The sequence below is a fragment of the Hyphomicrobium sp. MC1 genome, from assembly GCF_000253295.1.
Lineage (GTDB): Bacteria > Pseudomonadota > Alphaproteobacteria > Rhizobiales > Hyphomicrobiaceae > Hyphomicrobium_B.
This window is the reverse complement of sequence record NC_015717.1, coordinates 3434706-3455880: the sequence shown is the minus strand read 5'-3', so window position 1 is coordinate 3455880 and position 21175 is coordinate 3434706. Positions and strand designations below refer to the sequence as shown.

Below are 21175 nucleotides of genomic sequence, written 5' to 3'. Positions count from 1 at the left end.
CACCGTTGGGCGCCCAACTAATGAAGGGATGCGATGCTCTTAGGTCGTACTCGGGTAAGATCTGACGTTTCCTCGGCGCCGGCCGATGATCGCACTTCGGTTGGCGCGCATGCTCAAGGCATGCAGGATTTCACCTTTGGTTCTCCGCCTTACAGATCCCGGTTCCGCCATTTGGCGTCGTGGCCCAGCGGATACGTTTCGTGAGTAACGGACCGGTGCTTCGCGGCTTTCACTGCCGACATGCAATGACCGGCCTAGGCCGGATGAAGGGCGGCTTTTCGCCCGCACTCTTTCTTCGCATCAGCATCACCAAAGAATTGGGAGTTCTGAAATGAGTAACGGGGAAGACAAGTCGAAAGCAGCGCAGGTCTCGCGTCGTCAGATTTTAGGAGCGGGTGCGGCAGGTTTAAGCGCGGCAATGCTGCCACTGCCAGCGATCATCGGCAAAGCACACGCGGCGGACGCAAAAGACGCCTTTAAGGGCGAAGAGATGACAGTGTGCGCCTGGTCCGGTGGTTATCTCGATTCCTTCAAATCAGCGATCTCCGATCCGTTCAACGAAAAATACGGCACCAAGGTTTCGCTCGTCGGCGGCTGGGACCAGATGGTCGCCCAGATGAAGGCAGCGCCACCAGGGAAGCCGCCGTTCGATATAACCGTATCGGAAGAATACACGACGCTCGGTGCGCTCGCCGAAGGCCTTTACGCCAAATCCGATCGTTCGAAATTTCCGCAGCTCGCCGACGTTCAACCGTTCTTTTTGACCGCACGCCCCGAATCCGCGCGCGATTACGGCGTCCCGCTCGGGCTCGGCTTCTCGCTGCCAATGCTAAATACGGATCTTACAGCCAAGAAGCCTCTGAGCTGGACGACGATGTGGGATAAGGATCTCGAGGGTAAGCTGGCGCTCGATGCCGGCGCATACTGGTGGCTCATCGCGATCTCGGCCATTTGGGGCGCAAAGAAAGACTTCAACGCCTTCTACGATTGGAAGCCGGGCATGGCCTCCGATCCCATCTTCGAGGCTCTCGAGCGTCTCCGTCCGGCAAAATATTATAAGGACGGAGCAGAGCTGTCGTTCCTCATGCTGCAAGAGCAGGCGTCATTCGCGCAAATTTATTCGTCAGATGCTCTCGGCTTGATGAAAAACGGCGGCCCGAGTTACCTGACCGGTATTCCGGCCGATGGAACGGTCGCTTACGGCGATTGGTACATTAAAGTAAAGGGCACCCAGCACGATGCGCTCGCCGACATGTTCCTGGGCTATATCCTGGAGAAAGAAACGCAAGATCGGTTCATTAACGTTCAGATGTCGGTGATGTCCCGAAAGGACGTGACTGTTCCTGCCTTCTGGCACAATTATCCGAAAACGAACGACGATCTGGTGAAGAACGTGCGTCTGATGACGATGGATGGGCTGCAGCGGCTCCTACCGAACTTTGACGCGATGGGAGAGCGCTTCCAGAAAGCGGTGCTGAAGACGTCGAAGGGCTAACGCGAGAATGGTTTGTGCACTTCGGCTGGAACGTGTTGTCAAACGTTACGGTGGTCACGCCGCCGTTGACGAGATCAATCTCGTGGTCGAGCAGGGTGAATTTCTCACGCTGCTCGGTCCGAGCGGTTGCGGAAAGACGACGACGCTCCGTCTTATCGGCGGGATGGACCGTCCTGACAGCGGCGTCATCGAACTGATGGGCCGCAGGGTCGATCGCCTGCCGAGCTACAAGCGCGACACGGCAACAGTATTTCAATCGGGGGCATTGTTTCCGCATCTGACCGTTGCGGAGAACGTCGCCTACGGCTTGAAAATGCGCGGCGTGCCGTCTGGCGATATCGCGCCGCGGGTGACACGCATTCTCGATGTTGTGCGGATGGCGGCCTTCGGTGGCCGCTATCCGGCTGAAATGTCGGGAGGGCAGCGCCAACGCGTGGCTCTCGCACGTGCCATGGTCGTCGAGCCGAGCATTCTGCTGTTCGACGAGCCGATGAGCGCCCTCGATCTGAAGCTCAAGCTTGAGCTTCGTTCCGAGATCCACCGCCTACACGAAGAGCTTGGCTTCACGGCCGTGTTCGTGACGCATGACCAGAGCGAGGCGATGGCGCTGTCCGACCGCATCGCGGTCATGAATAAGGGACGAATCGAACAGATCGGCACGCCGATCGAAATCTTCGAGCAACCGACCAGCGAGTTCGTCTACACGTTTGTCGGAGAATCGTGCTCGCTGGCGCTGCCGGCTGCCGTGATCGGCGGTCTTGATGACGGCACGGCCAACAAGCGTCTCTTCATCCGTCCGACAAACCTCAAGCTCGTGAACGGTGCCGGTGCAGAGAACGTTCTGATAGGGCGCGTCACGTCAATCGAATATCTCGGCGGCAGCTATCGCATCCATGCTGAAACCGAACACGGCGCGCTTTTCTTCGATAGCGCCAAGGTGCCTGAGGTCGGTCCTGATCACATGATCAAGATTGGCTGGAGAAGCGCCGACGCAACTTTTTTCCCGTTATCATAATGGCGAGCTTCGACGTGATCGGTCGCCGACCGGGCATTTTCGCAGCAAGCGCAGGTATCCCCTGGCTATTGGTTCCGGCGCTTTTGTTTCTCATCGTCATTTTCGGCTGGCCACTGCTCTACCTCTTGCGTATGAGCTTTAACGACCATACAGGCGCCAATGTCTATGTCGAAGCGTGGACGCTCAATAACTACATCGAAGTGCTGACCAATCCTCTGTATCTCACGGAAATTGGCAAGACGCTCTACATCTCGCTTGTAACCGCAGTCATCACGGTCGTTGCGGCATTTTTCTTTGCGCAGTTCGTCTGGCTCCGGGACGGCGGAGCGCGCACAATCTTTCTCGCGATCGCGCTCGCACCGATGCTGATATCGGAAGTTTCCGTCATTATCGGCTGGCGCATGTTCTTTCCGTTCAACGGTCTCTTTTCATATTTTCTTGTTTCGACTGGTCTCAGCGACCAGAAGGTCAATCTGCTCGGAACCGAGATCGCGGCCGTCGTCGGACTTTCCTACATCTCAGTGTCGTATTGCTTCTTCTCGATCCTGAGCGTGCTAAACGGTATTGATCGTAACCTGCTGACCGCAAGCGCGGATCTTGGCGCCTCGCCGATGCGGACTTTCTTTACTGTTCTGCTCCCTCTGGCGAAGGGCGGTATCGCGGCGGCGTTTACGCAGGCTTTCGTTTTCACGATGGGCATTTACGCAACGACCAATGCGCTCGGACCAGATTCGCTTTGGACCGTACCTTATGAAATTCAGCTCCAGATGCTGACGCGGCGCAATTGGCCGATGGCGGCGGCACTTTCGGTCGTCTTGATTTTGATTATCGCCATGGCGGCATTGCTGACGCAGTGGCTGCGCCATAGGAAAGGCCGCCGTTATGTTTGAGGAGCGTGCCTACCGCTATCTCCATCGCATCTTCGCCTCGTTCTTTGCGCTTTACGTTCTCATTCCGATCTGCGTAACGGCGGTGATGGCGTTCAGCAACGACAACGTCATCCGCTTTCCTATCCGGGGGTTCTCGCTGCGTTGGTTCGGAGAGTTCTTCAATGATTCTCAGTGGATCAATGCGGCGTGGAACTCCCTTGAGATTGCGGCCATGACGACGGTCATGGCGCTTGTTCTGGCGCTGCCGACCGCTTACGCCCTGGCTCATAGCCATCGCAACCGGCCATTGCTGCAGACCTTGATGATCATTCCGCTGTTTGTGCCGGGTCTCGTACTCGGCATCGCGGTAGCGATGGGGCTTGGTTCGATCACCGTCTTTGGCTCCGAGCTTTTCGGCTCGAAAATTCTCGTGGCCTGCGCCCACACGCTTTGGGCTCTTCCGCTCGCAATCACGGTTCTCGTGCCGACGTTCGAGACGCTCGATAAGAGTCTCGTCGAAGCTGCGGGAGATCTCGGAGCGCCGCCGCTCAGGGCTTTTTTTAACGTCATCGTACCGGTGGCGATAACCGGAATTGTTTCGGCAGCGCTCTTCTCGTTCATCACCTCGCTCAACGAATTCATCATGGCGCTGTTCCTGACGACGCGTGAAACTCAGACGTTGCCTGTCATGTTGTGGCTGTCTCTCAGGTCGAGCGCTTCTCCGCAAATAGCTGTCGCCTCCTTCGTTCTTGCCGCCTCCGTCTTCACCACCATCGGCATTGCGTACGTGTGGTATGCAATGGCGCGACGGAAGTAGAATTTCGATATTTTGATGCAATGCAATTATTAAAATCACATATGTGAAAAAATGAATTGAAAATTTCGACTTCTACGTAGATTGTCCCTTTCTTGGGAATTGATCGTAGCAGGACGGATCAAATGACGTCGTTCCGGAATCGTGTGGAAGTTTTGATCGTTGGCGGTGGCGTAGCGGGCGTTTCGATTGCCTATCATCTCGCCAAGATCGGCATTTCGGACGTGATGCTATGCGAGCGAAAACAGTTGACCTGCGGCACCACTTGGCATGCGGCCGGTCTCGTGACGCAATTGCGCGCGACGCGGAACATGACCGAACTCGCGAAGTATACCGGCGAGCTTTTCACCAATCTCGAAGCCGAGACGGGACAAGCGACCGGCTTTAAGCAAAACGGTGCACTTCGCGTCGCAAAAGCCGATGGGCGCTTCGAAGAGTTGAAACGTGGCGCCTCAATGGCACGTAACTTCGGTTTGCCCGTCGAAGTTCTGCGACCGGAAGAGATCAAAGAGCGTTGGTCGCCTTTGAACATCGACGGTCTGGTCGGCGGCCTCTGGATGCCGAAGGACGGGCAGGTCAATCCTGTCGATGTGACGATGGCAATGGCAAAGGGCGCGCGCAATGCCGGAGTCACCATTCTAGAAAACATCCGTGTTGAGCGCATTATCGTTGAAAACGGCCGCGCGGTCGGCGCAATAACTGATCGCGGCGAAGTCCGAGCTGATAAGGTCGTTATTTCTGGGGGAATGTGGTCGCGGGATTTTGCAGCCCTAAGCGGTGTTTCGCTGCCGCTGCATGCCGCCGAGCATTTCTACATTGTTACTCAGCAGCTCGAAGGGTTGCCGCTCGGTCTTCCCGTCCTGTTCGTCACCGATGAAGAAGCCTACTATAAGGAAGATGCCGGAAAGCTGTTGCTCGGGTGTTTCGAGAAGCAGGCGAAGCCCTGGGGGCATAACGGAATCTCGCCGGAGTTTTGTTTCGATTCTCTGCCGGAAGACTTCGAGCATTTCGAGCCAATTCTGCAGATGGCCATGAATCGCGTGCCGATGTTGGCGAATGCAGGCATTCAGCTCTTTTTCTGCGGTCCGGAGAGTTTCACACCAGACGATCGTTATTTGCTTGGCGAAACACCGGAAATCGAAAATCTGTTTTGCGCTTGCGGGTTCAACTCCGTCGGCATCTTGTCTTCTGGCGGCGTCGGCAAAGCTTTGTCGCAATGGATAAAGAATGGCCGGCCGCCGGTCGAGCTGACGGATGTCGATGTTCGGCGCATGCATCCGTTTCAGTCGAATAAGAAGTATCTTTACGATCGTACCACCGAAACGCTCGGCTTGCTTTTCGATATGCACTGGCCCTATCGCCAGTTCGAGACAGCGCGCAACGTTCGACGCAGTCCATTTCATGATCGCCTTATTGCGCAAGGCGCGTTCATGACCGAAGCCGTCGGCTATGAGCGGCCGGGGTTCTTTGGTGCGCCGGGGAGCAGACCCGAAATCGTCTACAGCTATGGGCGGCAGAACTGGTTTGATCTCGCCGCCGCCGAATGTCGGCACACGCGCCAGGCCGTCACGCTGTTTGATCATAGTTGCTTCGTGAAGTTTGCCGTGGACGGGCGTGACGCTTGTGCCGCGCTCAATCGAATCTGCGCTAACGATGTCGACGTTCCCATCGGAAAGCTTGTTTACACGCAATGGCTCAACGATCATGGAGGCATCGAAGCCGACGTGACCGTCACGCGCCTGTCGGAGACGTCCTTCCTTGTCATCACGATTGCTGCCTCGCAAGTTCGGGATTTTGCATGGCTGACGCGGCATTTGCCGAAAGATGCCCATGTCTTCGCGCGCGATATGTCTTCCGGACTGCCGATGCTGGCTCTGATGGGGCCGAAGTCGCGCGCTCTGCTGAGTACGATCACGAATGAAGATCTCTCCAATGCCGCGTTTCCGTTCGGCGCCAGCCGGGAAATCGAGATCGGATACGCAAAGGCGCGCGTGAACCGCGTGACCTTCGTCGGAGAGCTCGGATTCGAGATCGTGATGCAGGCCGAGTTCGCGCAGCACATTTTTGATGTTCTTGTCGAGGCCGGTGAGGCGTTCGCCCTAAAGCACGCTGGCTATTTCGCGATGAATTCTCTGCGCATGGAGAAGGGATACCGGCACTGGGGTCACGATATCGGCGAAGACGATACGCCGCTGGAAGCGGGAATCGGTTTCGCGGTGGCATGGGACAAGCCGCGCGGTTTCATTGGCCGTGACGCGCTTTTGAAGCAACGTGAGAAAGGGCCGCTAAAGAAAAAGCTCGTTCAGATCCAACTCGAAGGCAAGGACGCTCCGATGCTGTATCATGAGGAGCCGATCTTGCGCGGCGGTAAGATCGTTGGATCCATTACGTCCGGCGGATATGGACACTGCATCGGTGCTTCGCTCGGCATGGGCTATGTGCGGTGCGAAGACGGGGTAACGCAGGATTGGCTTTCGGCTGAACCGTTCGAAATCGAGGTCGCATGGGAGCGCTATCCGGCGCGCGCTCAGTTTGCGCCCTGGTACGATCCCAAAGGTGAGCGCATTAAAATCTAACAGCTGTCGTTAGAATTCGCCGCCGAGTTCCCGAGCCTTCGCCAGGATATCAGCGGGGCCCGGCGCGCCTTCGATCGCTCCAAACAATACTTCAAGGCGCGCCTCTGCAACTCCGCAGTAATTGAGAATGCCGACGTCGAGCTGTGTGTGCATGGCCTGGTCGTAGCCGCGCTTTGCATAAGTATCGGCGCCGCTGCCGGCGATGGCGAGCATCCAAGCGCGTTTGTGAGGATAGGTCTTATCGCCATAAGCCCATCCATTGTTCCAGACGCGGTCTATCCACCCCTTGAGAAGCGCCGGCATCGACCACCACCAGACGGGAAACACCATCACCGTCGCATCGTTGCGCTCGATGCGTGCCATTTCGCTCTGGACCTCAGGTGAATAGCTCTTGTCGGGATTGGACCAGTCGGGTTCGTCCGCTTCGTGTAGCACCGGATCAAAACCTTCCGCACCGAGATCGGCAATTTCAATCTCGTGGCCGTTGCTCGTTGCTGCTTCGGAGAAGGTCATGGCGACGGCATGGGTAAGAGAGTCGGTACGCGGATGAGCGATGACGAGCAAAATTTTCATTGATACAGCTTTCGAAAGGGGAGGTCGGTGCAGCGTCGAGCACGACTTAAATTCCCACCATTTATAACAAGCATATGCCGCAGCTTGCGCCGCGGCATATCTGTCGGGAAGTTCGATTGGCCGCTCGGCAATCAAGCCGGAGTGAAACTCTCGGCTTTCGAATAGGGGAACCACCAGAAATCTTGGTTGGAGGCCTTGGGGTCGATCATCACGAACTTGGTGTTCTGAAATTGCGCCAAACCTTCCGGGCCGAGTTGCCGCCCGCTTCCGGAGAGCTTACGGCCGCCGAAGGGCAGCGCGTCATTATCGAGTAGGGGTGCATTCACCCAAAGAATTCCCGATTCTATTTCCCGGACGGCGCGGAAGGCTTCATCCATGTCGAGGGAATAGAGGTTGGAGCCGAGGCCAAACCGAGAGCGATTGGCAAGCATGATGGCTTCATCGAAGTTCTTCACCTTGCAGATCGGTGCTACCGGTCCGAATGGTTCTTCGTTGAGAATTTCCATATCGGGCGTGACATCGGTGAGCACTGTCGGTTCGACGAACCAGCCACGGTTGAGTTCAGCCGGCCGGCCACCGCCTGTCGCGACTTTGGCCCCTTGCTGCCGGGCGCGTGTGATCAAGCCTTCATATCGATCGCGTTGCTTGCTCGTCGCAAGCGGGCCGAGATCGACGGCGCCCAGCCCATTGCCGATGCGAAGCTTGCGGGCCTCGGCAACAAGTCCGTCGACGAATGCATCGTGGATTGACTCGTGAACGTAAAAGCGCTCAGCCGATGTGCAGACTTGTCCGCAGTTGAGATAGGCAGCAAATGCGGCCCCCCGGACTGCCATATCGAGCGGCGCAGATGGCATCACGATGAACGGATCATTGCCGGAAGCTTCAACCAAACACGGCTTGAAACTTTCCGCGCACGTCCGCGCTACGGCTTGGCCGACGGCGACTGAGCCGGTATAGGCCACGCCATGTGTCTTCGAACTGCCGACGAGTTTTTGACCGACGCGCGCTCCGCCCGTGATCACCTGGATCAGACCTGGCGGAAGTCCCGTAAATACTTCCATGAATTTGAGCGTCGTCAGGCTTGTCTGCTCATGAGGCTTGATGACGACCGCATTCCCTGCGGCGAGAGCCGCAGCGGCCTCCCAGCACAGAAGGACGAGGGGATAATTGAAGGGCAGCACGATGACGATCGTCCCGAGGGGTTCTTTCACGCTGAAATGGAATTGTCCTGGAACCGTTGCGCCGGCAAGACGTCCGGTCTCGTGACGAGCGAGCTCAGCATAGTAATCAATCGCGGTTGCACACCAGGAGACCTCATCCGCCGATTCCTTGAACGGCTTGCCTTCTTCGCGCGTCAAGCACTCGGCATAGGGGCGCTTGTCTTTGCGAAGGAGTGCAGCAATCTCATGCAAAATGACGGCGCGGCTTCTGGCGTCTATCGCCGTCCAGACTTTGCGGGCGGCAGTTGCGATGTCGAGAGCCTCGTCGATTTCGTCATCGGGGCAATCAGCAATCGATCCGAGAATTTCTTCGGTCGCCGGATCGATAACATTGAAATGCTCGGTCGCCCGACTGACGACAAATTCGCCGCCCACGTAGATCTTGTTCGACAAATACGCAAAGTCGTTTTGAGCCGCCATGCCGCTCCTCCTTCTCACGCTGAAAGCGACGGTCGTTAAAACTATCGAACATAATGACATAAAAATTTGAACAGGCAAGCGGCTCTGTTCTATCTTAGCCGAGCCGTTGACCGCCCGATTGAAACGTGATCACGAACGATGTCTTGCTGCTTCGGCAAAGCAAGCGATGCATCAGAAGCGCGCCGCAGAAGTGAATGACGATGGCTCAAGCGAAAACGTCAAAACGTGAAGACAAGACGAAGACACGCTCCCGCGAAGAGGCAAGCGAGCTTGCGGTCGGTTCGAGGCTTAAGGCTGTGCGGGAGGCCGCAGGCCTTTCCCAGCGAGAGCTTGCCAAGCGCGCCGGCGTGACGAACGCTACAGTATCTATGATCGAGCAGGAGACGCATGCTCCATCGCTCGCATCTCTTCATCGCTTGCTCACGTCGATCCCGATCTCGCTGGCCGATTTCTTCGCCTTACCCGTCTCGCAGAAAAACGCACTTTTCTACGACGAGGGGGACCTGGCCGTTGTTTCGAGAGGTGCAGCAGATCTCCGTGTGCTTGCGGGTGAGCGCCGTGAAAAGAAGCTTCAAATGTTCATTGAGCGCTATAAGCCCGGCGCGGGTACAGGTGACGATCCGATTGTCTTTGAGGGCGAAACCGCAGTTATCGTCATTGAAGGTTCGATCGAAGTCGAAGCTGGCGGCGAGGTGCGGCGTCTGACGAAAGGCGGCGGCTACCAGCTTTTCGGCAGGGTGCCTTACCGCCTTCGCAATGTCGGAAAAACGGTCGCCGTCATTGCCTGCGCCTGCACGCCTCCGATTATTTGACGGCGGCTCTTATTTAAGTTGCGCGCCGCTCGGCCTGCTCTCAGTACGTGGGTGGTGTGATCGCCCAAATAACGACGGCTTCGACGTCTCCGGGATTGCTATAGCGATGTGGCGTCGTCGACGGAAAGCTGAAGCTGTCTCCTGCCTGTAACGTGAAGTGTTGTTCTCCGATCCACAGTTCGAACGAGCCCGAAAGGACGAGCCCCGCTTCTTCGCCTTGATGGGAGTAAGCTGGCTCAGCTTCGGCGGTGCCCGGGGGGAAGCGCGACATCACCAGTTCGAGCTGTCCGCGCAAGTTCGGAGATAGCAATTCGTCTGTGACGCCGGAGGCAAAACGCAAGATACGGCGATTATCCGCTCGGACGATGTGCTCCCGCTCGGCCGGATCGCAGCCCTCGGCATTATGAAGAAACCAGCCGATCGTGACGCTAAGTGCCTTCGCAATGTCTTTGAGCGTCTTGATGCTGGGTGATGCGATGCCGCGCTCGATTTCGCTCAAGTGTCCGACTGATACCGATGCGGCCAGAGAGAGTTCTTTGATCGTCAGGCGCTTGGCCTTCCGAAGATCGCGAATCTCGGCGCCCACCTGCGTTGGCGTCAGGTCCTCATCTTGGCTGTCCGAAGCAGCAGCCGAGCCGTCGTTGAGTTTCACTGCTTTATTCCGCCATTCCTTGTTCGTGCATAAATTTTCATCTTGTCTATCGAAATTTGCAAGGCATAATTTCGATATGATGAAAGCAATGACCGATAAAAATCTCCTCTGTGATGAGCGGTCCGATATTTCATCGGCGAAAGCTTGGATCGGCAAGCTGGGCGGGCGCCCCGCGCGCCAGCGAAGTTTTGCGGCATCGTCCGTCCTTGCCGTCGGTCATTTTCATTTCGATGGTTTAGCCGAAGAGGTCGAAGCACCAGAGCTGCCATTTCACTATATCTCGGTGACGTTATCGGGGCCCTTGCGCATTGAGGCTCGCCTTGGCGGCGAAAAAGTCGAGGCGCGCGTACTGCCCGGCCAATCGATGATCTTGGCCGCGGGACGAAGCAATATTTGGCGCTGGGATCAACCGACGGAAGAAGCCCATGTTTTCCTGCGGGCGGATTTTCTCGACGGTGTCGCTGCTGACATTGGAAGAAGGCGCGTAGAAATCCTGAATCGGATGGCATTCAATGACGTATACCTACGCCATACCATCTTGTCTCTTGCCGATGAAATGACGCGTTTCGGCAGTATTTCGACGATATTCTTCGATATGGCCGCGGAGCTTTTGGCGCGACGTATTCTGCTGCGCCATTGCCAAAGAAATTTTGAAGGAGCAACAAATAGAGCCGGAGCGCTGACTGCCAAGCAGTTGCGCCGTGTCCTCTCGCTCGTTCATGATCGCCTTGCAGACGATATCTCGCTTGATGATCTCGCGAGCGCCGCCGGCCTGAGCCGATTTCATTTTGTGAGGGCGTTCAAAGCCGCCGTCGGAAAGCCACCGCATCGCTGGCTTGTGGGCCTGCGCATTGAGCGCGCCAAGGAACTGCTGCTGGTGCGTGACATGACAATTATCGAGGTCGCTGCGTGCGTGGGCTTTGACAGTCAGAGTCACTTCGGCCAAGTCTTCCTTGATCAAGTTGGAATGTGTCCGCGAGATTGGCGCCGTAAGGCGCTGTGCTGACTAGAAATTGAGCAATTTTCCGAGAGACCGCCGGCGCGATCGTCCGCATCATCTTCCGCGAAGAACGAGCTCTTGGCTCTTCCGGGAGATGCATGATGACGACGACGTGGGGCGATGCCCCTTATTACGGCCTGGACGCGGAATTCGATCCGGATTGGCTGCTGACTGCCGAGCAGAAAGAACTCCGCCGTGAATTGATTGAGGTTTGTCACGACGTTCTGCGGCCGAACGCAATCGAATCCGACAAAACGAATGTCTACCCACGCGCCAATCTCGAAGCTCTCGCCAAACTTCGCCTCTTAGCTGCGATCGCTCCGAAGGAATTCGGAGGGCGAGGAGAAAACCACGTCGGCGTCATGATGATTGCAGAGACGATTGCACGCTACGGCTGTCCATCGACAGCGCTTATTTACATGATGCACATGGTGGCGGTTGCGGGCTTGGTCTACCGCGCCAAAGGCAATCCCGAAATCGAAAAGCTGCTATCGCGGATCGACAGCGAGTGTCTCGTTGGCACGGCTTCCTATACCGATCCTGAGACTGGCGGTCATTTCTGGTATCCGAAGATGTCGGGCGCGGAGCGTGTCGAAGGCGGCTGGCATGTCCACAAGAAGGCCGCTTGGACGACGTCATCGGGTTACGCCGATTGGTACATCTCCCAAACAACGAGCCCCGATTTCGACGGAAACTACGGCAATCTTTCCGTCTTTCTCTTTTACAAAGACGAAGTGATGGGATCGCCCGGCAAGTGGGACGCTTTGGGCATGCACGGCAATCAGTCCGGCCCCGTCGAGATCGACACCATTATTCCGAGAGAGCGCATCGTTGGCTGGCCGGGAGACGGCGCCATGTCGAACGATGAAGCCATCGATCCGTTAGCGATGCTGATATACGCCGGTGCCTACAATGGCGTTGGCCTTGCGTGCATCGATGTTGCCAAGAAACACGTGACACGGAAGGCGCATGCGCAGTTCGGCCGCCGTGTCGCCGACTATCCGACAATCCAGGATACGTTCGGGCGGGCGATCATGGACGGTCAGGCATCGCGCCTCTATGCCTATTCCCTCGCCAAAGCGCTGGATGACGCGACAGACGGCGGACGTTGGGACATCTACTACAAAGATCCCAAGGCTATGCCGCGCGCGAAATTCTCGCTCTGGTGTTTCCAGGCCAAGTTTCTGGCGACGCGTTTCTCTTTCGAAGTCTCCGACAAGATGCTGCAAGCCTGCGGCGGGCGCGGCTATATGCGCGATCTCGAATTGGAACGCTTACTTCGAGATTCAAAAGCCGGTTGGATCATGGGACCTTCGAATGAAGTCACGGCGCAGATCATCGGGAAATGGGGACTTTTTGGAGCCGGTTCGATCGATTGGTGGAATAGGAAAGTCGACGAACCGGTGTTGATGAATGAGCTGGAAAAACTCGACGACGCGGGCAAGCATCGCATCATTCAAAAGCTGACCTCTGAACTCAAGACGAGGACCGCAGCCGAATGATGGTCGTGAGTGACTGGACGAGCCCGGAAGACTCGGTTGATTTCCGGCAAGCTCTGGGATGCTTTCCGACCGGTATCACAATCATCACCGGCCTCACCGATGATGGCATCCGCTTCGGATTGACGGCATCTTCGTTCCAATCCGTGAGTCTGGCGCCGCCATTGGTTCTCTATAGCGTCCGAAGGGGCGCCGCCAGCATCGATCTCGTGAAAAGCAGCGGCACTTTCTGTGTGAACGTTCTTCGAGATGAGCATGCGGAATTGGCCAAACGGTTCGCAGCGCCTGTTGCCGATCGTTTCCACGGTATCGAATGGCACAGCGGTGGCTTGGGGTGCCCGGTGCTCCCCGATGCGATCGCGAATTTCGAATGTCGCCTCTGGGCAACGTACGATGGAGGCGACCATGAAATCGTTATCGGAGAGGTTGTCGCGCTGAAGCGTGCACCGGGAGGCAATCCACTCGTCTACTTCCGCGGTGAGTTCCATCCGATCATCCCTCTCAACGAACGCTAATCCGAGGAGGTTACCGATGACAATCATTACGCCGGTAAAAACGGAATACGTGACGTTCGACCCGCCAGCGCTGGGTCATCTAGGAATGATCCCTGAACTTGTGGTGCCGCCCCCTCAGGACGAGCGAATCTGGGTGCTTCTCGAACCCAACGTCTGGTTTCGTCCGCTCTTCTTCGACATGAGCGCCGGCGCACACGGCGAAGTTTTGCGCGTGAAGAAGGGAGGCGTGCTCTCTCGTCATCGCCATCCATCGCCAGTGCATGGCTTTGTTCTCAAAGGAAGTTGGCGCTACCTGGAACATACGTGGCGCGCCACGGAAGGCTCTTATGTTCTCGAACCACCAGGCGAGACGCACACGCTCACGTGCGATAGCGGCGAGGAAATGCAAACGGTCTTCTTTATACTGGGGCCGACGCTCTACATCGACGAGAATGACAAGGTGACTCTCGTCGAGGACAATTTCCAGCTGATCGAAGCGTGCAGGGCGCACTACGAAGCGGTCGGCCTCGGAGCAGATTTCGTCAATCAGTTCATCCGCTGACGTCAAAAGCTGGCCTACCAGCTCAGCGGTAAACGCCGGGTACAGGCCAACGACGAATGAATCCAAGCGCAAGGCATATTGCGACATCGAGATCGATCGGGCCTTCGCAAAGCTCCAGGTGGGCCAACTTTCCGAAGATGGCGAAAGGTCGCAATGTTGCCGATTGAACCCACGATCTGAGCGTCTTGCACGTCGCCAAGCGATCAGATTGAAACATTACAATAAAAGTATACAAATGGAGGCGAGACCATCGGCGTCCCCTTGCAATGACACGAGCCGCTCCGGTCACGGGTGGAATTGGAATAGGAGTTTCAGGTGTACAGTGCTTGGCGTGCCGTTTGCGCGTGCGGATTCGTATGTTCTGTCCTCACACTGTCTCAAGCTTCAGCTCAAGAACCGCCGCAAGATTTCACGCAAGCGCCTGCCGCTGATCCAATTCCGATGCCGCAGATCACTGTCGAAGCTGCCAAGGTAACTTCGACGAAGAAGGCGCCTTCCAAGAAAAAAACCGTCGCGTCGAAAAAGCCAAATTCTCTGCCGCAAAGTGCCAGTTCCGTGCAGACTGACTCGGCTGCTGCCGCGGCGATGCCGGCGACCAATCCAATGTCCACGCTGACGCCGCCGGTCGCCTACGCAGGTGGTCAGGTTGCGACAGGCGGCCAGCTCGGAATGCTCGGCAACCGAAGCGTGATGGATACGCCTTTCAATCAGACAAGCTTTACGGCGAAGACGATTCAGGACCAGCAGGCCCGCTCGGTTGCGGACGTCTTGTTGGATGATCCGTCGGTACGCGCAAACCAAAGCGCGAGTGCGGGTTATGGCCAGGATACGTTCTACATTCGCGGCTTCTATTACGATACCGGCGAAATGGGATTGAACGGGCTTTATGGCATCGCGCCCACCTATACCACGCAACCCAATTACGTCGACCGTATCGAAGTTTTGAAAGGACCGAGCGCGCTCTTGAACGGCATGCCTCCGGGCGGCGCAGTGGGCGGCAGCATCAATCTTGTGACGAAGCAGGCGCCTGACGATCCGATCACGCAGGTCACGACGACCTATCAATCTCAGGGGCTGGTCGGTACTGAACTCGACTACGCCCGACGCTACGGCCTGAGCAAAGAATTCGGTGTGCGGTTCAATGGGAGCTACGGCTCCGGCGACACCGCGATCGACGATCAGCACAACGAGTTGGGCGATGCCGTTCTCAATCTCGATTATCGCGGCGAGCGGCTGCGCCTCTCTGCAGACGTCGGTTATCAGGCGAATGATTTGACAGGCGTCCAACGGTTCATCACCGTGGTTCCTTCATCACTTCCTACTTTGGTTAGGCCCGTTCCCCCCTTCCTGCCGCTTATGAACGGAAAAGTTCCGCCAGCGCCAGATGCCTCATCTAACTACGGCGGCATGCCTTGGGAGTATTGGAATACAAGCTCGACGTTCGCGATGGTACGCGGCGAGTACAAACTTACCGATCACGTGACTGCCTACGGCGCCTACGGCTGGAGTGACAACAATCTCGACTATCTCTTCGCTTCGCCTGGCCTGCTCAACGCTAACGGAGACTTTGTAACCTTCCCGCTCAAAGGTGGCTCTCTGACGCAAAACTGGGCGGGTAACACGGGGATCCGTGCCGACTTTGATACCGGTCCGATCAATCACCTGTTCAATGTCGATTATTCCAAGACTGTACGCGACAACGTCGGTCGCTGGCACAACGGTAACGCGGCGTCTTGCCTGCCGCCGCCCTACAACGTAGCGTTCCAAGGGTACAGTATCTGCTCGAACATCTACGATCCGGTTCCCATCCCGAAGCCTACGTCCTTCGGCCCGCAGATCGCGACGTTGGCGGAAACCGACCTGTCGAGCGAGGGCGTGTCGGATACGATGTCGATCCTGGACAATCGCGTCCAATTCACGATCGGCGTCCGTCATCAGGATGCAGGAGCCGACAACACTCGTACTACTGCAACAAGCACGGACACCTCGTCGACGGACGCGTCGGTCTGGAGCCCTGCGTATGCCGTGGTGGTAAAGCCGCTTCGGAACGTTTCGCTTTACGCGAACTATATCGAAGGCCTGCAGATGGGAACGACAGTTGGTCCGACCTATTCGAATGCCGGCGACGTGCTGCCGCCGTCGCAAACCACTCAGAAAGAAGTGGGAATTAAGGTCGATTTCGGGGCCATCAGCACGACGTTCGCTGCTTTCGACATCGCAGAGCCTTCGCTGCTCGCAATCAACAACGTCCTTGGTTATGACGGCGAGCAGCGCAATCGCGGCCTCGAATTCAATGTGTTTGGTGAGCTTACGCCAACGCTGCGCCTGTTGGGCGGCGTTGCTTTGATCGACGGGCGCCTGGAAAAAACCGCCAATGGCGCTAACGACGGGCACAAAGCGCAGGGTGTCCCCGATACCAGCGTCAATATGGGCGCCGAATGGGATACGCCGATCCGAGGCCTGACCCTGAACGGCCGGGCGATCTATACGAGCGGCGTCTATATCGACGCCGCAAATCATTACTCCATTCCCGATTGGACACGCTACGACATTGGCGCCCGCTATACCTTCGATAATCCCTGGAACGGCAAGCCGATGACAGTTCGTTTCAACGTCGAGAACATTCTAGATACGAACTATTACGCATCATCATATAGCGGTGACGGCATCATAACGGTCGGTGCGCCGCGCACCTATCTGGTGTCGAGCACGGTCAACTTCTGATCGTTAAGTCTGCGCGATTGTAGTCCAAGCGCGGACGCTCACAGCTGGATGCTCGTATAAGTTCTAACTTCGAAGAGGCCCACAATTCCTTCGCCGTCCTTCATGCTGACAGTACTGCCGGCGCTCATTTTTATGGGTGCCGGTCTCTTCTTACTGCGCGCCAGTTGGCTCAGCGATCGTAGGCCGCATGTGCCATGGGTGGTCGGCGGCTGGCTGTCTCTTGTCGCAAGCTTCGCAGTCCTGATGCGTCAAATGAGCGGCGAGGTCGCGCTGGCCTACGGTCTGCTGGCGCTTGCTATCATGGCCTACGCCGCCGTCGCGATGACGGTCGAAGTGCGGGGCAGACGATCTCCGGTGATGGCGTCTCTCGCGCTTGAGCCGGAAGCTCGGCGCACCAACTGGCGACGCGCGGTTGCCAAAAGTCTGTTGGCTATTGTGCTCGCTGGTGTCGCCGCAATCGGCGTCGGGGTCGCATTCGCCGTCGCCATGCCGCTCGGGGTTCATGATCGCATTATTATAGGCGGCGTGCTGGTGCCCGTGCTGTGGGGCGGCGGCATGGCGTGGACGCTCGCGGATGCGAAGCTCGCGCGGGCGACGATCATTCTGCTTGGCGTGTCGGCCGTGAGTTACGGCATCGCCTTTTTGCCAAAAGTTTTGATGTGATGACGAGCCTAAAGCCGATTGTACAAGACATCGCGAGAAGCCGGAAACGTCCGCTGCTACCGCCGAAGTTCGTGCAAGCCGTGCTCGCCGGACACTCGGCACTGGGGCTCGCGTTTGCCGCTTTGATATACGTCGTGTGTCTGACAGGCACACTTAGCGTTTTTTTGCTGGAGTTTCACCGCTGGGAACAGCCGAATGCGCCGCGGGTCAGCGGTCCGCTCAGCGCTAAGGCTGTAACGGAGGCGACTTGGGCAGCACACGGGCAAGCCCTAATCGATGACGCAAGCCAAAATGTCGTTCTGACATTTCCAAGCGCGATCAATCCCCGATTCACCGTCAACTATTTCAATGTGGCTACAGGGAAAGACGGAGAATGGGTGGCGGACGCGGATGGCCGATTGGTCGTGCGCACGGTTGCTCCATTCGCCGATTTTCTCGGCGAACTGCATACGCGGCTTCATCTGCCAAGGACTTGGGGGTTCTTCATTGTAGGTTTAACCGGGGTCACGCTGCTGTCCTCTCTCATATCGGGACTGCTCGCACACCCGCGAATCTTCAAAGATGCTTTCGCGTTGCGCTGGGGCGGTTCGAAGCGATTGCAGGAAGCCGACCTTCATAATCGGTTGGGTGTATGGGGACTGCCGTTTCATTTTATTGTTTCGCTGAGTGGGGCGCTTCTTGGTCTTTCGACGTTAATCGTCGGAGTACTGGCTTTGGCTGCGTACGACGGCGATTCCGACAAAGCGTTGGCGACCATTCTCGGTCCAAGAGCAGTGGCGACGGACAAGCCTGCTGCGATGCCGGACATCGCCTCTATGATCGCCGACGTGCGGCGCGAGAAACCCGACGCAGAGCTCGTATCTGTTCAATTTCAGCAGATTGCGACGAGCGGCCAAATGGTGCACTTGCGGATGCGGACACCGGGACATCTTGCATTTGCAAATACCTATTACTTTGATAGCACTGGCAAACGCATCGGTGATGGTGGTCTTGAAGAGGGCGGGATCGGGCAGCAGATCCTCGGAGTGCTGCAGCCGCTTCACTTCGGCTGGTTTGGTGGCCTAACCGCAAAAATTCTCTACGCTATTCTAGGTCTGGCGCTCACGATCGTCACGCAGAGTGGAGTTGCGATCTGGCTGGCTCGCCGGCGAGACAAAGGGCGGCCGGCTGAGCGATGGGAAAGGGTCTGGTCAGGTCTGGTGTGGGGACAGCCGCTGGCACTCGCAATTGTAGCGGTTGCGGCGCTCTATGTGCAGGATGGGCTCATTGCTGTTTATCTAACGGCGACCATCGCGAGTCTTTCAATCTCATTCGTGCTTTGGAACGCAGCGCTCGTTACGACAGTACTGCAAGCGCTGACTGGCGTTGCCTTGACGTGTGTCGCCACGCTTCACTTCTGGAAGTGGCGCGGATTGGCGACCGATCCAGCGTCATCGTGGATCGATGCCGGATTGCTGATCATGGCGGCAGTTATTCTAATTCTAGCCGTTCGGACTTCGTACACGGTGAGAACGTCGAATATCTCTGCCGCGATCCCATGATGGTCAGTAAGCAGAGATAATGATCGGAGCGTTAGCTGCGTGGCAGCCGCACTGTCGCCAGCAAACCACCGTCATGAGGTGAACTGAGTGTGATCGTGCCGCCCTGGGCAGAAACGATATCTCTGGCAATGGCCAATCCAAGTCCTACGCCGCCCGTTTCCCTGTTGCGAGATTGTTCAAGCCGGTGAAATGGCTGAAAGGCCGTCTCAATCAACTCGTCCGGAATGCCGGGACCGTGATCCTTTACAGTGACAACGACATGCTCGCCATTTAGCTGAAGCCCGACGCGTGCGGACATCCCGTATTTCACCGCGTTGTCGACAATATTCATGAACGCTCGTTTGGTTGCGATGGGCTGGCAGACAGTAAGCAGATGATCCGGACCTTGGTAGTCGACGCATGCGCCTGCATCCGAAAAACTATCACAAATCGTGATAAGTAATGCACCGAGATCCACACGCTCGGCCTTTTCGCGTTTCAAGTCGTCGCTTGCGAAAGCGAGCGTCGCCGAAAGCATCTGCTCCATCTCCTCGACATTGTGGACGAGCGCGTTCTTGCTCGCGCTTTCATCTAGTTCCTCCATCGTCAACCGGAGTCGGGTCAGGGACGTTCGAAGATCGTGCGATATGGCGGCGAGCATGTGCGTCCGCTCATCGACGAAATTCTTGATGCGGTTTTGCATCTCATTCAGTGCGCGGCCGACAACCGCAAAGTCTCCCAGCTTCCTCGTATCGACCGGGGTGGCGTTGCGATCGATCCCAAGGCGTTGCGCCGCACCAACAAGGTCATCGATCGGAGACAGCGTGCGCTTGGCCGTCCATATGGATAGAAAGGAGATTAGAAGGATCGCGCCGGCGGCAGTGATCATCGGGGGACTAAAAAGCGGACCTAATCGTGGTGGGCGGCGCGGCTCAATGTGTAGCCAGCTTCCATCAGGTCCTTGGACCAAAATGCTGAAGCCGCCGATAATGGGAATATCGGGCTCATTGGTCGCCAATGCACCTGTCGGCAAATGTTGCTCAAATCCTGCGGGCACAAACTGTGTGTTCTCGCCGCCTCGCGGGAAAGGCGGACCCCCGCGCGGTTCCACCGAGACGCTCCTGATGCTCCCGCCCAGGCTTTCACGAAGCGAACGCTCCAGCCGCATAAAGAACCCGGACGCAACGCGCTCTGGGCTTGGTGGCTCCCTACGTATCTCGTCCCACGAAATGAAAAGATGCAGCTCGTCGCTGAGCGTTTTGGCGACATCTTTGCGACGCGTCGTCTCGACGTCGAAGATTTTCTTCGTTGCTTCGCTCGTTTCAGAAATCAGCCAGCGCGCGCTGTAGATCGTTTGTGTGGGGGGCGGCAAAAAGAAGAATGTCGCCGCATTGAGCCCCTGCAAAAGAAGCAGTGCAGTAAGCATCGTGAGTGCAATGCGCGTGCTGAGGCCGACCCGAAATTTTCGCATGGGGGTTGCTTTCAATCGCGCGTCGCTTCGCTGTCGATCGGGGCGGTGAAAATATAACCGCCGCTGCGAACGGTCTTGATGAGCGTCGGTTGCGCGGGATTGGATTCGATCTTGCGCCGCAGTCTGCTGAGCTGGACGTCGACTGTGCGATCAAAGGGCGTGCTGGAACGTCCGCGCGTCAGGTCGAGAAGTTGGTTTCTGGTCAGGACTTGCTGGGGCCTTTCAACAAATGCGAGCAGCAAATCGAATTCTCCCGCTGTAAGATCGACGAGGACATTATCCGGATTTCTCAGAACCCTTCTCACCGTATCGAGATGCCAACCGTCGAACACGTAGATGCTCTGCGTAACCGGCTCTTCTTTCGAAAGAGCGTTCTGCGTTCTGCGAAGAACCGCACGGATACGCGCAAGAAGTTCGCGCGGACTGAATGGCTTTGTTACGTAGTCGTCAGCACCGATTTCCAGACCAATAATGCGATCCGTCTCGCTCGACATCGCAGTCAGCAATACGATCGGAATCGGCCGGGTCGCTCTTAGTCGTCGGCAAAGAGACAAGCCGTCCTCGCCCGGCATCATGATATCGAGAACGATAAGATCGAATTTCCCCACCTCAAGCGACTTCCACATCGCAATATCGTTTCCGGCTTCTGTGACGCGAATGCCGTTCGAGACGAGAAAGCGAGCTAGGCCGGTGCGTATCTGTTTATCGTCGTCGACTAGCAGGATATGGGGAGATGCAAACAACTTATCGCCTTTGGGGTTCTAACTGGCATTCTATCTTCTTTATTGCTTGGTCA

The 21175-nt window shown here is 56.8% G+C and carries 18 protein-coding genes; 13 read left to right on the top strand and 5 right to left on the bottom strand.

From position 1 onward, the window contains the following. Positions 1 to 331: 331 nt before the first annotated feature. The 5 genes from HYPMC_RS16635 to HYPMC_RS16615 all read left to right on the top strand — a co-directional run bounded on the left by HYPMC_RS16635 (position 332) and on the right by HYPMC_RS16615 (position 6769). Complete coding sequence (locus HYPMC_RS16635) at positions 332 to 1495, top strand: PotD/PotF family extracellular solute-binding protein (protein ID WP_013949202.1); 1164 nt, start codon at positions 332 to 334, stop codon at positions 1493 to 1495. A 7-nt stretch (positions 1496 to 1502) separates the two neighbouring features. After that, the gene (locus HYPMC_RS16630) at positions 1503 to 2510 is read left to right on the top strand and encodes an ABC transporter ATP-binding protein (protein WP_013949201.1); all 1008 of its coding nucleotides are present in this window, start codon (positions 1503 to 1505) and stop codon (positions 2508 to 2510) included. Positions 2511 to 2524: 14 nt separating this feature from the next. Beyond that, on the top strand, positions 2525 to 3400 hold the full coding sequence (locus tag HYPMC_RS16625) for an ABC transporter permease (RefSeq protein WP_157135467.1): 876 nt from the start codon (positions 2525 to 2527) through the stop codon (positions 3398 to 3400). Beyond that, positions 3393 to 4196 (top strand): ABC transporter permease, encoded by an 804-nt coding sequence (locus HYPMC_RS16620; RefSeq protein ID WP_013949199.1) that lies wholly within the window; start codon positions 3393 to 3395, stop codon positions 4194 to 4196. Before HYPMC_RS16625 ends, HYPMC_RS16620 begins: the two co-directional genes overlap by 8 nt. Before the next feature lie 122 nt (positions 4197 to 4318). Next, complete coding sequence (locus tag HYPMC_RS16615) at positions 4319 to 6769, top strand: FAD-dependent oxidoreductase (RefSeq protein WP_013949198.1); 2451 nt, start codon at positions 4319 to 4321, stop codon at positions 6767 to 6769. 9 nt (positions 6770 to 6778) lie between these two features. Here HYPMC_RS16615 and HYPMC_RS16610 read toward each other — a convergent pair whose 3' ends face one another. Continuing rightward, on the bottom strand, positions 6779 to 7342 hold the full coding sequence (locus HYPMC_RS16610; RefSeq protein WP_024276302.1) for an NAD(P)H oxidoreductase: 564 nt from the start codon (positions 7340 to 7342) through the stop codon (positions 6779 to 6781). A gap of 131 nt (positions 7343 to 7473) precedes the next feature. Further along, positions 7474 to 8982 (bottom strand): aldehyde dehydrogenase, encoded by a 1509-nt coding sequence (locus tag HYPMC_RS16605; protein ID WP_013949196.1) that lies wholly within the window; start codon positions 8980 to 8982, stop codon positions 7474 to 7476. Between the two features lie 200 nt (positions 8983 to 9182). Between HYPMC_RS16605 and HYPMC_RS16600 the strand changes: the two genes are divergently transcribed. After that, the gene (locus HYPMC_RS16600) at positions 9183 to 9794 is read left to right on the top strand and encodes a helix-turn-helix domain-containing protein (RefSeq protein WP_013949195.1); all 612 of its coding nucleotides are present in this window, start codon (positions 9183 to 9185) and stop codon (positions 9792 to 9794) included. Positions 9795 to 9834: 40 nt separating this feature from the next. Here HYPMC_RS16600 and HYPMC_RS16595 read toward each other — a convergent pair whose 3' ends face one another. Then, entirely contained in the window at positions 9835 to 10446 is a 612-nt protein-coding gene (locus HYPMC_RS16595; protein WP_013949194.1) for a cupin domain-containing protein, read from the bottom strand. Here HYPMC_RS16595 and HYPMC_RS23400 point away from each other — a divergent pair. The 7 genes from HYPMC_RS23400 to HYPMC_RS16555 all read left to right on the top strand — a co-directional run bounded on the left by HYPMC_RS23400 (position 10436) and on the right by HYPMC_RS16555 (position 18929). Next, the gene (locus HYPMC_RS23400) at positions 10436 to 11452 is read left to right on the top strand and encodes a helix-turn-helix domain-containing protein (protein ID WP_155831273.1); all 1017 of its coding nucleotides are present in this window, start codon (positions 10436 to 10438) and stop codon (positions 11450 to 11452) included. The two genes, HYPMC_RS16595 and HYPMC_RS23400, sit on opposite strands and share 11 nt — an antisense overlap. A 92-nt stretch (positions 11453 to 11544) precedes the next feature. Beyond that, positions 11545 to 12948 carry an acyl-CoA dehydrogenase family protein gene (locus tag HYPMC_RS16585; protein ID WP_155831272.1) on the top strand — a complete coding sequence of 468 codons (1404 nt, stop codon included), beginning with the start codon at positions 11545 to 11547 and terminating at the stop codon, positions 12946 to 12948. Further along, positions 12945 to 13460: a flavin reductase family protein gene (locus HYPMC_RS16580; RefSeq protein ID WP_013949191.1), complete on the top strand. Its 516-nt coding sequence runs from the start codon at positions 12945 to 12947 to the stop codon at positions 13458 to 13460. Before HYPMC_RS16585 ends, HYPMC_RS16580 begins: the two co-directional genes overlap by 4 nt. Positions 13461 to 13476: 16 nt before the next feature. Next, complete coding sequence (locus HYPMC_RS16575; RefSeq protein ID WP_013949190.1) at positions 13477 to 14001, top strand: 2,4'-dihydroxyacetophenone dioxygenase family protein; 525 nt, start codon at positions 13477 to 13479, stop codon at positions 13999 to 14001. Between the two features lie 441 nt (positions 14002 to 14442). Then, positions 14443 to 16725 (top strand): TonB-dependent siderophore receptor, encoded by a 2283-nt coding sequence (locus tag HYPMC_RS16565; RefSeq protein WP_050976820.1) that lies wholly within the window; start codon positions 14443 to 14445, stop codon positions 16723 to 16725. Between the two features lie 102 nt (positions 16726 to 16827). Beyond that, entirely contained in the window at positions 16828 to 17388 is a 561-nt protein-coding gene (locus HYPMC_RS16560) for a hypothetical protein (RefSeq protein ID WP_013949188.1), read from the top strand. Further along, a complete protein-coding gene (locus HYPMC_RS16555) occupies positions 17388 to 18929 on the top strand; it encodes a PepSY domain-containing protein (RefSeq protein ID WP_013949187.1) in 1542 nt (513 codons plus the stop codon). The genes HYPMC_RS16560 and HYPMC_RS16555 overlap by 1 nt, the downstream gene beginning before the upstream one ends. A 31-nt stretch (positions 18930 to 18960) precedes the next feature. Here HYPMC_RS16555 and HYPMC_RS23395 read toward each other — a convergent pair whose 3' ends face one another. Together HYPMC_RS23395 and HYPMC_RS16545 are read right to left on the bottom strand one after the other, a co-directional pair. After that, positions 18961 to 20379 (bottom strand): HAMP domain-containing sensor histidine kinase, encoded by a 1419-nt coding sequence (locus tag HYPMC_RS23395; RefSeq protein WP_013949186.1) that lies wholly within the window; start codon positions 20377 to 20379, stop codon positions 18961 to 18963. An 11-nt stretch (positions 20380 to 20390) separates the two neighbouring features. Next, positions 20391 to 21122, bottom strand: coding sequence for a response regulator (locus HYPMC_RS16545; RefSeq protein ID WP_013947425.1), 732 nt, complete (start codon positions 21120 to 21122; stop codon positions 20391 to 20393). Positions 21123 to 21175: the final 53 nt, after the last annotated feature.